General features: G+C 71.7%; 8 protein-coding genes. 3 read left to right on the top strand and 5 right to left on the bottom strand.

Features of this window, described 5'->3' with window-relative positions; all coding sequences use genetic code 11:
• Window positions 1–89: 89 nt before the first annotated feature.
• The 3 genes from OG206_RS20045 to OG206_RS20035 all read right to left on the bottom strand — a co-directional run bounded on the left by OG206_RS20045 (window position 90) and on the right by OG206_RS20035 (window position 3,761).
• Entirely contained in the window at window positions 90–947 is an 858-nt protein-coding gene (locus OG206_RS20045) for a TylF/MycF/NovP-related O-methyltransferase (RefSeq protein WP_327117984.1), read from the bottom strand.
• Window positions 948–958: 11 nt separating this feature from the next.
• Window positions 959–1,669: a methyltransferase domain-containing protein gene (locus OG206_RS20040; protein WP_327117982.1), complete on the bottom strand. Its 711-nt coding sequence runs from the start codon at window positions 1,667–1,669 to the stop codon at window positions 959–961.
• Between the two features lie 76 nt (window positions 1,670–1,745).
• The gene (locus OG206_RS20035) at window positions 1,746–3,761 is read right to left on the bottom strand and encodes a CDP-glycerol glycerophosphotransferase family protein (protein WP_327117980.1); all 2,016 of its coding nucleotides are present in this window, start codon (window positions 3,759–3,761) and stop codon (window positions 1,746–1,748) included.
• 100 nt (window positions 3,762–3,861) lie between these two features.
• On the opposite strand from OG206_RS20035, the gene OG206_RS20030 reads away from it, so the two are divergent.
• On the top strand, window positions 3,862–7,290 hold the full coding sequence (locus OG206_RS20030; protein WP_327117978.1) for a CDP-glycerol glycerophosphotransferase family protein: 3,429 nt from the start codon (window positions 3,862–3,864) through the stop codon (window positions 7,288–7,290).
• Here OG206_RS20030 and OG206_RS20025 read toward each other — a convergent pair.
• Window positions 7,280–7,885 (bottom strand): TetR/AcrR family transcriptional regulator, encoded by a 606-nt coding sequence (locus OG206_RS20025; RefSeq protein ID WP_327117976.1) that lies wholly within the window; start codon window positions 7,883–7,885, stop codon window positions 7,280–7,282. The genes OG206_RS20030 and OG206_RS20025 overlap by 11 nt on opposite strands.
• A 141-nt stretch (window positions 7,886–8,026) precedes the next feature.
• On the opposite strand from OG206_RS20025, the gene OG206_RS20020 reads away from it, so the two are divergent.
• Both OG206_RS20020 and OG206_RS20015 read left to right on the top strand, forming a co-directional pair.
• Complete coding sequence (locus OG206_RS20020; protein WP_327117974.1) at window positions 8,027–8,968, top strand: ABC transporter permease; 942 nt, start codon at window positions 8,027–8,029, stop codon at window positions 8,966–8,968.
• A complete protein-coding gene (locus OG206_RS20015) occupies window positions 8,961–9,761 on the top strand; it encodes an ABC transporter ATP-binding protein (RefSeq protein ID WP_327117972.1) in 801 nt (266 codons plus the stop codon). Before OG206_RS20020 ends, OG206_RS20015 begins: the two co-directional genes overlap by 8 nt.
• A gap of 72 nt (window positions 9,762–9,833) precedes the next feature.
• On the opposite strand, the gene OG206_RS20010 is transcribed toward OG206_RS20015, so the two are convergent.
• Complete coding sequence (locus OG206_RS20010; protein ID WP_327117970.1) at window positions 9,834–14,867, bottom strand: NAD-glutamate dehydrogenase; 5,034 nt, start codon at window positions 14,865–14,867, stop codon at window positions 9,834–9,836.
• Window positions 14,868–15,087: the final 220 nt, after the last annotated feature.

The following is a 15,087-nucleotide window of genomic DNA, read 5'->3' as shown; positions in this document are numbered from 1 at the left end:
ACGGGAGGACGTCCTCTGCGACGGACGTCCTCTGTATGGAACGAGCCCCGTGCCGGTGAGGCACGGGGCTCGCAACGGGGCCTGCGCGTTCAGGGTTTGACGGCGATCCGGCCCTCGTCCATGCGCAGCAGGAGCAGCTGCTCGCCGGTCTCCTCCAGGAACTCGTCCACGGCCTGGCGCGACCCCTGCCAGTAGCCGTAGTCGTCGATCAGCAGGACTCCGCCGCTCACCAGCCGCCCGTACAGGTGCTTCAGCTCGTGCTTGGTCGAGGCGTACCAGTCGGTGTCGAGCCGCAGGACGGAGATCCGCTCGGGCGCCTGCTCCGGGACGGTGTCCTCGACCTTGCCCCGCACGTAGTGGACGCGGTCCTTCGGGTACGGCACCTGCTCGAACCCGGCCCGCACGTCCTCCAGCGACGCCACCGCCCAGATGGGCCGGTCCTTGCCCTGGGCGTCCAGCAGCTCCTGAGCTGGCCTGCCGTCCCGGCGCAGGTCCTCCGCGGTGGGCGGGGTCATGCCCTCGTACGTGTCGAAGAGGTAGAGGTCGCGGCCGGTGTCACCCAGCGACAGCAGTGTCTTCGCGCAGGCCTGCATGGAACCGCCGCGCCACACCCCGCACTCGACGATGTCACCGGGGATGCCGTGCTTGACGACGTGCCGTGTCGCGAGGACGAAGGCGTTGAGCCGCTCCGGCGAGGTCATCGTGTACGGCTTGACCGCGCGGATGATGTCCTTCGCCTCGTCGTCGTAGTCCGCCGGGAACTGCGGCTTCTTCACGGCGGCGGTCTTCGCGGGGACCGGCTTCGCCGCGGCGGGGGCCGCGGGGGCGGACCGGGGAGCGGGTACGGTCGCACGCCTGAGCTGGTATCCGGTGAGTTGCTGAAGGACGCCGTTGACGGCGTTGCGCCAAGCCATGGGGCGGGACAGTACGCGCGTTTTGCGGCTCATGTCATCTTTCGTCAACCTGTAGTTGATGGGACCGTACGCGTGTCCGGGCGCCCGCAGAGCTCGCGGCCGTCCAGCGGACGCGGCAGCGGGACCCGGTCCACCCCGCCGACCCGGTTCGCCCACCACACCGCCGCCTCCCGCACGGCGAACATGGTCAGCCCGCGGTAGCGCAGGGGCCTGCGGAAGACGCCGACGGAGTCCCCCCAGTAGGCGGCCTTCGCGTCGATGGACCCGTAGTCGTGCCAGATGCCCCTGGTGGGCGGGAAGTCCGTGTACGCCTCGCGGAGTTCGAGCCCTGAGTACGCCGCCATCGCCCGGAAGCCGTCCGGGTAGTAGCGCCAGCAGTCCTGGGCGTCGTGGGCGTGGCCGCGCGAGGGCGCGGTGATGAAGGCGTGGCCGCCGGGCTTGAGGACCCGGGCGATCTCCATCATCGACACCCAGAAGAACGGGATGTGCTCGAACGCCTGCCCGGACAGGACGACGTCGGCGCTGCGGGAGCGGGCGGGGATGCGGTAGGGGCGCTTCATGACCGCGTCCACGTTGGGTCCGTCGAGGACGTCGACCCCGAAGTAGTCGATGTCGTGGTCCGCGAGCAGCCCGCGGTGCGTGCGGGACTGCTTCCCCGAGATCCGCGAGCCGAGGTCCACGACGCGGTGCCTGCGGTCCCTGGGCAGGTACTCCTCGATGCAGATCCGCATCTGCTCGTAGGCGGACCGGTGCATGTGCCTCTCCCAACGTTGCCGTGCGCGCGCACTGTTGAACACAACGACGGCGCGGTACGGAGGACACCCCGGAGTCTCAGCCCGGGCCGGGCGGGAAGATCCGCCGCACCACGCGCTCCGCCGCCCTCCCGTCGTCGTACGGGCAGAAGCGGCTCCGGAAGGCGGCGCGCAGCGCTGCGGCCTCCTCCGAACGCCAGGCGCCGGTGCGCAGGACCTCGAACAGCTCGTCCTGGGTGGTGGCCACCGCCCCGGGCGTGTCACCCGGGCGCCCGGACAGCAGGTCGACGTAGGTTCCGCGCGACGCCCGGTACGCCTCCCAGTCGGGGGCGTAGGTGATGATCGGCCGGTCCAGGCACGCGTAGTCGAACATCAGCGACGAGTAGTCGGTGATCAACGCGTCGGCGGCGAGGCAGAGTTCCTCGACGCCCGGATGCCCGGTGACGTCGACGACCCGCTCCGTCGACCCGGTCCCGGCCGAGCGCCCGTAGAAGTAGTGCGCCCGGACCAGCAGCACCCCCCCGGGACCGAGTTCGCGGGCGAGGGCCTCCACGTCCACCAGGGGGACGAACCCCTTGCGGTAGTCCCGGTGGGTGGGCGCGTACAGCAGGACGGTCGCGCCGGACGCGATGCCGAGCTCCGCCCGGATCTTCGCCGTACGTTCCGCCGTGGCGGTGCACAGGACGTCGTTGCGCGGATAGCCGTAGGGCAGCTGCTCGTACGTCGAGGGGTACACCCGGTCCCAGACCTCGGAGCTGTGCGGGTTGGCCGAGAGGCTGAAGTCCCACTGGTCGGTGTGGGCCACGATCCGCTCGAAGTCGACACCCCCGGTGAGGGCCGGATACGGGTACTGGTCGAGGCCCATGGTCTTCAGCGGGGTCCCGTGGTGCGTCTGCAGGTAGACCTGGCCAGGGCGTTTCGTGAAGCCCCCGGGGAAGCTGGAGTTGTTGACGAGGTAGGTCGCGGTGGCCATGGTCCGCCAGTAGGCGCGGGAGCCCTCGATGACGTACGGGACGCCCGGCGGCATCCGGTCCCGGTGGCGGGAGGAGACGACCCAGACGCCCCTGATGTGCGGGACCAGTTCGCGGGCCTTGGTGTAGACGGCGGCGGGATTGCACGCGACGCCCCTGTTCCAGTAGGCGCCGTAGACGGCGAGGCGGGGATCCAGCGGGCGGTGCAGGTCGGCCCGGTAGAGGACCCGCATCACGCGGGCGCGCACCGACTTGTGCACCGCGCGCAGGACCGCGCGGGCCCGGGTGCGCCAGGCGCCGACGGCTTCCCTGAACCGGTGCGCGGCATACGTGCCGGGGAGACCGGCGGCGCGGAAGAAGGCCGCGCGGTCGGCCGGGGCGATGCGGCCCCGGTCGCCGAGCACGGCCGTCAGGTGCGCGGTGCGCGCGGCGGCAGCCCTCGGGTCACCGCCGGTCCCGCCGGCCAGCCGGGCATGGGCGTCGATCACCGCGAAGTGCGCGCGGCCCGGCGTCGTGGCGGGTGTGCCCCTGCGGCGCGGCCGGTGGCGTACGCAGACCCGGTCGAGCACGGCCAGGGTGCCCGCGTCGGAGGCGAGGAACAGGGCGCGGTGGACGGGCACGACATCGCCGTACAGGCCCTCGGTGAAGTGGAGCCCGGCGTCGTCCCAGAAGCCCCGGCGGAACAACTGGCCCCGGGCGGCCGGAAACGCAGGTCCCGGTTGCGGCGCGCCTCGCCAGTCGACACGGTCGTGCCCCACGCGCAGCACATCCGGCCGGTCCGCCGACAGCCGCGCGGCGATCGCCGCGCCCGCGCCCGGGAGCAGCAGGTCGTCACCGTCCAGGAAGAGCAGGTACGTCCCCCGGGCCGCCGCCGCACCGGCGTTGCGGGCGGCGCCCGCATCCCAGGAGCCGTCGAGGAGCAGCACGCTCAGCCGGGGGTCGCGCGCCGCGCACTCGCGTGCGACGGCGAGTTCCGGCGCACCGTCCGGGTCGCCGGAGCCCACGGCGATCAGCTCCAGTTCCACCGGCCCGCCCCCGGGAGCCGCCTGCCCTGTCACGGAGTCCAGAGCGGCCCTCAGATACCCATGGGCATGGCGGGCGGACACGACGACACTGAGGAGCATGGCAGCCGAGCGTAGTGCGGCCCGCACCGCACGCCCTACGGATCTTCACCCGTTCGGGTCAACGGCGTGACCCCCGGCGCTCCCCCGGGTTGAGCCGTACATGAAGCCACTCCTCAGCGTCGTCGTCCCCGTGCACAACGTCGAGGACTATCTGCGGGAGTGCCTCACGTCGCTGGCCGGCCAGACCCTGAAGGACATCGAGGTGGTGCTGGTCGACGACGGCTCGACGGACGGGAGCCGCCTCGTCGCGGAGGACTTCGCGTCGCGGGACGGGCGCTTCCGCTGCGTCCACCAGCCCAACGCCGGGCTGAGTGCCGCCCGCAACACGGGAGTCGCCCACACCACCCCGGGGGTGCCGTACCTGGCATTCGCCGACAGCGACGACGTACTCGTCCACGACGCCTACGAACGGATGCTGGCGTCCCTGGAGTCGACGGGATCCGACCTGGTCACGGGCAACGTGTGGCGGCTGACCGAGCAGGGCAGGCAGCAGGCCTGGCAGTACCGCTGGCTCACCGGCGACCGCCCGCGCACCCACATCACCCGCGACCCGCGGCTGCTGGCCGACCGGGTCGCGTGGAACAAGGTGTTCCGGCGCGCGTTCTGGGACCGGCACGCCTTCTCCTTCCCGGTGGGGAAGCTGTACGAGGACACACCGGTGATGATCCCCGCGCACTACCTCGCCGCGTCGGTGGACGTCCTGCACGAACACGTCTACCTCTGGCGGGTGCGGGAGGGCTCGATCACCCGGCGGCGCACGGACGTCCGGGGCGTCCGGGACCGCATCGCGGCCTGCGAGCGGGTCAGCGCGTTCCTCGCGGACCGCGGCCCCGGGCAGCGGCTGCGCTACGACGCCTCGTGCCTGCGCGACGACTTCGTGTACTTCCTGGAAGGGCTGCCGATGGGCGGCCCCGAGTACCGCGCGGCCTTCATGGAGGACGCGGGCGCCTTCCTCGACCGCGCGGGCGACGCGGCCCTGACCGGTCTGCCCGCCGAGGCCCGGATCCGGTGGCAGCTGGTCCGGGAGCGCCGGCTCGGCGAACTTCTGGCCGTCCTGGCCTTCGAACGGGCCAACGGGAGCGGCACGTTCACCGTCGTGGGACCGCCGGGGAGGCGGCGCGCCGCACATCCCGGGGTGGCGGGTTCCGGCGGTGTGTCGGCGCGGCTCGGCAGCGGTGATCTGCCCGTGGTGGCACGGCTGGTGGAGTCCTCCTGGGGCGCCGACGGCCGGCTGCGGCTGCGCGGCTACGCGTACGTCCGCAACCTCCCGGCGGCCGCGGCCCGGCAGTCGCTGAAGGCGGGGCTGGTCAGGAAGGCGGGCGGCAGACGGCTACGGGCGGTGCGGGTCCGCACGGTGCGGACCGACCTGGCCACGGCCGACTCCGGACAGGAGCTGCACCGCTACGACCACGCGGGCTTCGAGATGGTCCTGGATCCGGGGCGGCTCGGGCCCGGCACCTGGCAGGTGGGCGTGGTCGTGGCCGGGCACGGCGTCGTACGCCGGGCCGCCCTGCGCGCCGTGGAGGCGGCGGCCGCGCAGCCGCTGGTCCACGACCTGGGCGGCGGGCTGCGCGCGGTGCTCGGCTATCGGGACGGCAGGCTGGAACTGGCCGTGGCGCGGCTGCCGGCTCTGGCCCTCGCCCATGACGGCGGACCGGAGACCGCGGAACTCACCGGCCGGCTGTACGGGAGCGTGCGCCCGGCCTCCCTCGTGCTCACCCGCGACGGATCGGCCGAGCACGTCTGCCCGGTGCGGATCCCGGACACGGGCCCCGGCGACGGACCGGGCGGGGTGCGCTTCGCCGTCCGCATCCCGCTTACCGCACTCGCGGCGGCCGAGTCCGGTCCGCCCCCCGTCGCGTCCCCCGGAGGAGCCCCTTCGCCCGGTGCGCGGTGGCGGGCCGTGTTCCTGACCGACGACGACGGCGGGCGGGTGCCCCTCGCCGCGGCGCCGGACCTGCCGCCGCCCCTCTTCGCCGACGCGGCGGGCCACCTGGTGGTGGAGGTGGCGGGCGAACCTCTGGCGGACGATGCCTCGACCGGCCCGGACGGAGGACTGCGGATCGAAGGGCACGGGGCCGGAGTCCTCGTACTGCGCCACACCGCCCTCGGCGAGACGGTGACCGTCCCCGTGGAGGAGCGGGACGGACGCTTCCGTGCCGTGGTCGGCGAGCCGCCCCGCGAGGGGGACTGGGAGGTGTCCCTCGACGGCCGGCCCGTACGCGTGACGGGTCTGCTCGCCGCCCGGCTGCCGGTGAGCGCCGCCGGCGCCCGCTTCCGGCTCGACCGGCGGCACGGCGACCGGCTGACCGTGCGCTGCGCGCCGGCGCTCGGGGACGCGGAGCGCAGCGCCCACCGCCGCGCCCGGCTGCGCTCGGCGTACTACCCGGCGCAGCGCGGGCTGCCCCTCCGGGACGTGGTGCTCTACGCGGGGAACGGCGCACCGCGCGCCGTGCACGCCGAGCTCGTGCGCCGGAGCACGGATGCGGAGCACCTCTGGGTCACCGACGGATCGGCGGGCGACGCCGCCCGTGTCCCGGCCACCGCGGTCCCCGTGGTGGCGGGCAGCGCCGCCTGGCACGAGGCGCTGGCCCGCGCGCGCCGCGTCGTGGCGGCGGGCCCGCTGCCCGCGTGGTTCGAGCGCCGCGCGGGCCAGACGGTCGTGCAGACCTGGCACGGCACCCCTCTCGGCCGGTTCGGCCTGGATCTCGCGGGCACCCTGTACGCCGACCACCAGCACCTGGACACGCTGGCCGGCGGTTCGGCCCAGTGGTCGGTCCTGGTCTCCCCAAGCGGCTTCGCCACCCCGCACCTGCGCCGGGCGCTGGCCTACGGGGGCGAGGTCCTGGAAGCGGGCTCCCCGGCCGGTGACCTGCTGTCCGCACCGGACCGGGACAAGACGGCCGCGCGCGTGCGCGCGTCGCTGGGCATCCCGGACGGCCACCGTGTGGTGCTCCACGCGCCGACGTACCGCGACCATCTCGCGCACGCCCCGGGCAGCCTCCCCGCCGGATCCCCGCCGCTGTACCGCTGGGACCCGGCACTCGATCACGCGGAGCTGGCGCGGTCGCTCGACGGGCGCACCACGGTACTGGTCCGCAGGCACCCGCGAGTGACGGGCAGCGTGCCGGCGCACCCCGCGCTGCGGGACGTGTCCGGCCATCCGGACGTCGCCGAGCTGCTGCTGATCGCCGACGTACTGGTCACCGACTATGCGGGACTGGCCTTCGACTTCGCGCACACCGGCCGCCCGATGCTCTTCCACACCTACGACCTGGAGCACTACCGGGACACCGTGCGCGGTTTCTGTCTCGACTTCGAGACCCGTGCCCCCGGGCCCCTCCTCGTCAGCACCCAGGAAGTGGCGGAAGCCCTGCGCGCCACTCCGGCGTCCGCGGCACTGCACGCGGACGCCTACGAGAGCTTCCGGCGGGATTTCTGCGGTCCGGCCGACGGCGGTGCCGCCGGCCGCGTCGTGGACCGGCTGCTCGGCGGGGAGCCGGCTGGGGACCGGCCGGTCAGCCCTTGAGCGCGCGGACCGCCGAGGCGGCCAGGTCGTCCAGGTAGCCCTTGGGCAGAGTGCCGCGGACGACGGCGAGACGCCAGTAGAGCGGTCCGACGATGAGGTCGAGTGCCCGGTCGGGGTCGCTGCCCTCGGGCAGCTCGCCGCGTGCGACCGCCTCGCGCACGACCACGGCGGCCACGCCCTGCTGCTGGTCGAGCAGGGCCGCCTTGATGGCGTCGGAGATCTCCGGGTTGCGGGCCGCCTCGACCAGCAGGTCCGGGATCACCTGTGACGCGACGGGGTGTCCGAGGGCGTACGAGGCCAGTTCGAGCACGGCCCGGACGTCCCCGTACAGCGAACCGGTGGCGGGCGCCGGCATGCCCTGTGCCGCGACGGCCGCCACCAGGTCCAGGACGAGGTGGAGCTTGGACTTCCAGCGCCGGTAGACGGCGGTCTTGCCCACACCCGCGCGGCGGGCGATGCCCTCGATCGACATCCGGGCGAATCCGACGGCGGCCAGCTCCTCGAAGACGGCGACGCGGATCGCGTCGGTCACGTCCTCACGCAGCACCGCGGCGCCCGCCGGGGTGCGGCGCCCGGTCCGCCGTTCGGTGTTCATGTCCCGAATGATAGACCGTAACGACGAAACGGTTGCGTTGCGACGCACAAACGTCCTACTGTCAGCGTTACGACGATACGGTGCCGTCCCAACCGCCCGAATCGTCCGCCCCTCCCCCCAAGCCCCCCGTCGAAAGCGATCGTGGTGAGCCAGACAGCAGCCCCGCCGGCCCCGGTGGACACCGCATCTCCCACCCTCCTCCCCGCGTACGAGCCCGGTGAGCTGGCCGCGCTCGCCGCCCGGCACGGACTCACCGTCAGCGGGGCCCGGCCGACCCTCGGGGAGTACGTCCGGCAGCTCTGGGGGCGCAGGCACTTCATCACCGCCTTCGCCACCGCCAAGCTGACCGCGCAGTACAGCCAGGCGAAGCTCGGCCAGATCTGGCAGATCATGACCCCGCTGCTCAACGCGACGGTCTACTACTTCATCTTCGGCGTCCTGATGAACACCAAGCACGGAGTCCCCGACTACGTGCCCTTCCTCGTCACCGGCGTCTTCATCTGGACCTTCACCTCCAGCTCGATCACGGCCGGCACCCGCGCCATCAGCGGCAACACCGGGCTTGTACGGGCGCTGCACTTCCCCCGGGCGTCCCTCCCCATCGCGCTGGCCCTCCAGCAGCTGCAGCAACTGCTGTTCTCCCTGGGCGCACTGCTCCTGATCCTGCTCGTCTTCGGTCAGTACCCGCAGCCCTCCTGGCTGCTGGCGGTCCCGGCGCTCGCCCTCCAGGCGGTGTTCAACACCGGCGTCTCCATGGTCATGGCACGCCTCGCCGCCAAGACCCCGGACATCGCACAGCTCACCCCCTTCATCCTGCGCACCTGGATGTACGCCTCCGGCGTCATGTGGAGCCTCGACACGCTGCTCACCGCGGACCGGGTGCCCCGGCTCGTCCTGCTCGCGCTCGAATGCAATCCGGCCGCCGTCTACATCGACCTGATGCGCTACGCCCTGATCGACAGCTTCACCGGCGCTCAGCTGCCCCCGCACGTCTGGGCCGTCGCGGCGGGCTGGGCGCTCGTCGCCGGCATCGGCGGCTTCGTCTACTTCTGGAAGGCCGAGGAGAGGTACGGACGTGGCTGACACCCCCGACACCCGTGTGCCCACCGTCGTCGTCGACGACGTCCACATCACCTACACCGTGAACGGCGCCCGCACCGGCCGGGGCAGCGCCACCTCCGCGCTGAACCGGATCGTGTCGCGCAAGCAGCCCAGGGGAGCACGCGAGGTGCACGCCGTGAAGGGCGTCAGCTTCGCCGCGTACAAGGGCGAGGCGATCGGGCTGATCGGTTCCAACGGTTCCGGGAAATCGACCCTGCTCAAGGCCATCGCGGGCCTCCTGCCGCCGTCGAAGGGACAGGTCCACACCCAGGGCCAGCCCTCACTCCTCGGCGTCAACGCCGCCCTGATGAGCGACCTGACCGGGGAGCGCAACGTCGTGCTCGGCGGACTGGCCATGGGGATGACACGCGAACAGATCCGCGAGCGCTACCAGTCCATCGTCGACTTCTCCGGCATCAACGAGAAGGGCGACTTCATCACCCTGCCGATGCGCACCTACTCCTCCGGCATGGGCGCCCGGCTTCGCTTCTCCATCGCCGCCGCCAAGAGCCACGACGTCCTGCTGATCGACGAGGCGCTCTCCACCGGCGACGCGAAGTTCCAGCGGCGCAGCAGGGACCGCATCATGGAGCTCCGCGAGGAGGCCGGCACGGTGTTCCTGGTCAGCCACAGCAACAGGTCGATCACCGACACCTGCGACCGGGCGATCTGGCTGGAAGCGGGAACACTCCGGATGGACGGCCCGGCCAAGGAGGTCGTGGCGGCGTACGAGGAGTTCACCGGCCCCGTCAGGCCCCGGAAACCCAAGAAGTGACACGTCCGCCGGGCGGGCCGTGAAGGCCCGCCCGGCGGACGTGCGTGACGCGGCCCCGCGGGCCGCGCGGGGTCAGGAGTGCGTACGGAGCAGGGTGCGCATCGTCCGCATCGCCACCGACAGATTCGCCAGGTCGAAGGCCTCCGAGCTGCGGATCTCCTCCAGAGTGGCGCGCGAACGCGCCAGGATCGCCGCGTTCTTCTCCTCCCAGGCCTTGAACCGCTGCTCGGGCGACGACGCGCCGTTGCCGACGGACAGCACGTCCGAGGTGAGCGCGGCGTGGGCGGCGTACAGGTCCTCGCGGATGGAGGCGCGGGCCATCGACTGCCAGCGGTCGCCCCGCGGCAGCTCGATGATCCGGTCCATCAGCTGCGTGATGCCCAGCCGGTCGGCGAGGTCGTAGTACACCTCGGCGACGGCCAGCGGGTCCTTGCCCGTGCGGTCCGCGATCGCCACGATGTCGAGCGCCGGGAAGGCCGACGAGAATCCGGCCACCCGCACCGCCAGCTCGTCCGGCACACCCACCGAGGTGAGTTCGTCGAGGATCGACTGGTACCACTCGACGTCCGCGCCCCTGAGCAGCTTGGGCAGCTCGTTCCAGACGCGCTCCACGCCCTCGCGGAAGAACTCGATGGTCTCCGCGATCTCGACCGGCTGCGGCCGGTTGCCGAGGAGCCAGCGCGAACCGCGCTCGACGAGCCGGCGCGAGTGCAGCCGGATCCGGGTCAGCACATCGGCGGCGACCGTGTTGTCGAGCGCCTCGACGGCGTCCCACACCCCGGAGAGACCGAAGATCTCCCGGGCCGCGAACTGGGCCCGCACGATCTCCTCGAGCGACGCCCCCGTCTCCTCCCGCAGCCGGTGCAGGAAGGTCGAGCCACCGGTGTTGACCGTGTCGTTGACCAGCACCGTCGTGATGATCTCGCGACGCAGCGCATGCCCGTCGACCGCCTCCGGGAAGCGCTCGCTGAGCTGCTTCGGGAAGTAGGCGTGCACGAGCTTCTGCAGGTGCGCGTCGTCCGGCAGGCTGGTGGAGATCAGCTCGTCGGCGGCCGTGATCTTCGTGTACGCGATCAGCACGGCGAGCTCGGGCTGGCTGAGCCCCTTGCCGTGGTTGAGCAGTTCACGGATCTGACGGTCGTTCGGCAGGAACTCCAGCGCCCGGTCGAGGTGCCCGTCCCGTCCCAGCTTGCGCATGAAGCGCTGATGCGCGTGCAGGAGCGACGGTGCCTGGGCGCAGGCGTTGGCGAGCGCCGTGTTCTGCGCGTAGTTGTTGCGCAGCACGAGCTGTCCGACCTCGTCGGTCATCTCCGCGAGCAGCTTGTTGCGCTGCTTCACGGTCATGTCGCCGTCCCGGACGAGACCGTTGAGCAGGATCTTGATGTTCACCTCGTGGTCCGAGGTGTCCACACCGGCGCTGTTGTCGATCGCGTCGGTGTTGATGCGGCCACCGGACCGGGCGAACTCGATGCGGCCGAGCTGCGTCGCACCCAGGTTGCCGCCCTCACCGACGACACGGGCGCGCAGGTCCGCGCCGTCGACGCGGATCGAGTCGTTGGCCTTGTCGCCGACATCCGCGTTCGACTCGGCCGACGACTTGATGTACGTGCCGATGCCGCCGTTCCACAGCAGGTCGACCGACGCCTTGAGGATGTTCTGCATCAGCTCGGCGGGGGTCATCTTGGCGACCTTCTCGTCGATGCCCAGCGCCGCGCGCATGTGCGCGTTGACCGGGATCGACTTCGCGGAGCGCGGGTGGATGCCACCGCCCGCGGACAGCAGGTCCGTGTCGTAGTCCGCCCAGGAGCTGCGGGGCAGGTCGAACAGCCTGCGCCGCTCGGCGTACGAGGTCGCGGCGTCCGGGTTCGGGTCGATGAAGATGTGCCGGTGGTCGAAGGCCGCGACCAGCCGGATGTGCTCCGAGAGGAGCATCCCGTTGCCGAACACGTCACCCGACATGTCGCCGACACCGACGACCGTGAAGTCCTCGGTCTGCGTGTCGTGGCCCAGTTCGCGGAAGTGCCGCTTGACGGACTCCCACGCGCCGCGGGCCGTGATGCCCATGCCCTTGTGGTCGTATCCCGCCGAACCGCCGGAAGCGAACGCGTCGCCGAGCCAGAAGCCGTACGAGACGGCCACGTCGTTGGCGATGTCCGAGAAGCTCGCGGTCCCCTTGTCGGCGGCGACGACGAGATAGGTGTCGTCCTCGTCGTGACGGACGACCTCGGAAGGCGGCACGACCTCGCCGGTCACCATGTTGTCGGTGATGTCGAGCAGCGCCGAGATGAAGATCTTGTAGCAGGCGATGCCCTCGGCGAGCCAGGCGTCACGGTCGACGGCCGGGTCCGGGAGCTGCTTGGCGACGAATCCGCCCTTGGCGCCCACCGGCACGATCACCGTGTTCTTGACCATCTGCGCCTTGACCAGGCCGAGGATCTCCGTACGGAAGTCCTCCCGCCGGTCCGACCAGCGCAGACCGCCCCGGGCGACCTTGCCGAAGCGCAGGTGGACGCCCTCGACGCGCGGCGAGTAGACCCAGATCTCGTACGCCGGACGGGGCGCCGGAAGGTCCGGGATGGCCTGCGGGTCGAACTTCATGGAGACGTAGCCGTGCGGCTCGTGGTCGTCGGCAAGCTGGAAGTAGTTGGTCCGCAGCGTGGCCTTGATGACCGTGAGGAAGGACCTCAGGATCCGGTCCTCGTCCAGCGAGGCGACCTGATCGAGTGCCCCGTCCAGCTCCTCGAGCAGCCCGTCGGTCAGCTCCGTGCCCGCCTTCTGACGGACCGGGGACATCCGGGCCTCGAAGAGCGAGACCAGCAGCCGGGTCGTGTGGACGTTGTTGCGGAGGGTGTCCTCCATGTAGTCCTGGCTGAACGTCGAACCCGCCTGGCGCAGGTACTTCGCGTAGGCGCGCAGCACCATCGCCTGACGCCAGTCCAGTCCGGCACCCAGGACCAGGGAGTTGAAGCCGTCGTTCTCCGCGTCGCCGGTCCAGATGGCGGCGAACGCCTCCTGGAAGCGGTCGCGGGCGTCGTCGGCGAGGTGGTCACCCTTGCCCGTGGACTTCGGCATCCGCAGCCCGAAGTCGTAGATCCAGGCGTGCGTACGGTCGGAGCAGCGCAGCTCGTACGGCCGCTCGTCGACCACCTCGACGCCGAGACGCTGGAGGGCGGGGAGAACGGCGGAGAGCGAGACCTGCTCACCGGTCCGGTAGATCTTGAAGCGCCGCTCGCCGGGGCCGGCGCCGACGGGCTCGTACAGGCTGAGCGCGAAGTCCTCGCGTTCGCTCTTGAGGTCCTCCAGGTGCACCAGGTCGGCGACCGCGGCACGGGGCGAGTGGTCGGCCTTGTAGCCCTCGGGGAACGACTGGCCGTAGCGCCGCATCAGCTCGGCGGCACGCTCCTCGCCGCACTCCGCGTTCAGCGCCTCCTGGAAGCCGTCCGCCCAGGAGCGGGCGGCCTCGACGAGCCGCGCCTCGATGCGGTCCGCGTCGGCGTCCGTGAGGTGGGGCAGTTCGGTGCCCGGCGGGACGCGGACGACGAAGTGGAGCCGCGAGAGGATCGACTCGGTGTTCCAGGCGGTGAAGTCGACGCTGGTGCCGCCGAGTTCCTCCTTGAGGATGTCGATCAGCCGGAGCCGTACGCCCGTGGTGTAACGGTCGCGCGGGAGGTAGACGAGGGCGGAGTAGTAGCGCCCGTACTCGTCCTGGCGCAGGTACAGCCGCAGCCGGCGGCGCTCCTGGAGGTAGAGCACGGAGGTGACGATGGAGCGCAGCTGGTCGACGGGCGTCTGGAAGAGCTCGTCGCGCGGGTACGTCTCCAGGATCTGCATGAGGTCACGGCCGTCGTGGCTGTTGGGCGTGAAGCCCGCGCCCTCCAGCACCTCGGCGACCTTGCGGCGCACCACGGGAACCCGGCGCACCGACTCGGTGTACGCGGCCGAGGAGAACAGCCCGAGGAAACGTCGCTCGCCGATGACGTTGCCGTCGGCGTCGAACTTCTTCACGCCGACGTAGTCCAGGTAGCTGGGGCGGTGCACGGTCGCCCTGCTGTTGGCCTTCGTCAGGACGAGGAGCTTGTGCTCCCGGGCCTTCGCCCGGGCATCGGCCGGCAGCCGGTCGAAGGACGGGCTCACCGGGTGGGCCTCGTCCTCGCTGTGCTTCGGGTCGGAACGCAGGATGCCGAGCCCGGTGCCGGGGACGGCCGTCAGCGCGTCGGAGTCGCGGAGCTCGTACTCCCGGTAGCCGAGGAAGGTGAAGTGGTCGGCGGCGAGCCAGCGCAGCAGCTCGCGGGCCTCCTCGACCTCCTCGTCGGCCAGCTCGTCGAGCGGCTCGGACGGCAGGTCGTCGGCCATCCGCAGAGCGGCGTCGCGCATCTTGTCCCAGTCCTCGACGGTCTCCCGCACGTCGGACAGGACACGGAGCAGATCGGCGGTGATCTGCTTCAGGTCGGCGCGGTCGGTCTCCCGGTCGATCTCGACATGGATCCAGGACTCGACGACCGCGTCGTGCGGCAGCTCGGGACCGGGCTTCCGGCCCTTGGACCGCGTCCCGCCGTTGCCCCGGGGCCGGTCGTCGGCGAGCACCTCGATCAGCTTGCCCGCGACGTCACGGCGGACGATCACCTGCGGGTGGATCACGAGGTGGATGCCACGGCCCTGCCGCGACAGCTCGTTGGTCACCGAGTCGACCAGGAAGGGCATGTCGTCCGTGACGACCTCCACGACCGAGTGACTGCTCGTCCAGCCGTTCTCGTCGACCGTCGGGGTGTGCACCCGGACGTTCGCGGTGCCCTGGGGACGGTTCTCGGCGAGACGGTAGTGGGAAGAAGCGGCACCGAAGATGTCGACCGGGTCGCGGTCGCTCACGTCCTCGAGAGCGGTGTGCAGGTAGTAGCGCTGGAGATAGGCGAGCAGCGTGTCCCGGCCTGGCCGGTCACCTGGGCCGGCCTCGGTGCCCTCGTCCGCTCCGGTGCCGGTCGCCACGTCGGCAAGGTGCACCCGGAGGCCACCACCCGGGCCGCCGACACCACCGCCCGGACTGTTGTCAGCTACCCGGGCCGCCCGTGCGAGCAGCTCGGCCTTGGCTTCGTCCAGCTTGGTCTGCATGTCCTCTGGCTCCTGTCGCGCGCCGTTGCGTGACGTAGGTGAAGAAGGCGGCGTCACGCCACGACGCGAGGATTCCGGTCTGGGTCGACGCTATGCCGCCTGGGGAGATACCCGGGACCATATCGGCCATTTTCGGCCGGGGGTCGGGGGCGCGGAGATCACGGATCGCCCGGGTGCTGTGGCACTCCGGGCCCATGCCGGGGGCTTCGCTGCCCCCGAG

This window comes from Streptomyces sp. NBC_01341 (assembly GCF_035946055.1).
GTDB lineage: Bacteria > Actinomycetota > Actinomycetes > Streptomycetales > Streptomycetaceae > Streptomyces.
This window is presented reverse-complemented; position numbering and strand designations above follow the sequence as displayed.

What these genes read in the sequence shown, in the direction of transcription:
- OG206_RS20025 (WP_327117976.1), bottom strand. Translation starts at nt 7,885, where the DNA reads ATGAACACCGAACGGCGGACCGGGCGCCGCACCCCGGCGGGCGCCGCG.
- OG206_RS20045 (WP_327117984.1), bottom strand. Translation starts at nt 947, where the DNA reads ATGAGCCGCAAAACGCGCGTACTGTCCCGCCCCATGGCTTGGCGCAAC.
- OG206_RS20035 (WP_327117980.1), bottom strand. Translation starts at nt 3,761, where the DNA reads ATGCTCCTCAGTGTCGTCGTGTCCGCCCGCCATGCCCATGGGTATCTG.
- OG206_RS20030 (WP_327117978.1), top strand. Translation starts at nt 3,862, where the DNA reads ATGAAGCCACTCCTCAGCGTCGTCGTCCCCGTGCACAACGTCGAGGAC.
- OG206_RS20010 (WP_327117970.1), bottom strand. Translation starts at nt 14,867, where the DNA reads ATGCAGACCAAGCTGGACGAAGCCAAGGCCGAGCTGCTCGCACGGGCG.
- OG206_RS20040 (WP_327117982.1), bottom strand. Translation starts at nt 1,669, where the DNA reads ATGCACCGGTCCGCCTACGAGCAGATGCGGATCTGCATCGAGGAGTAC.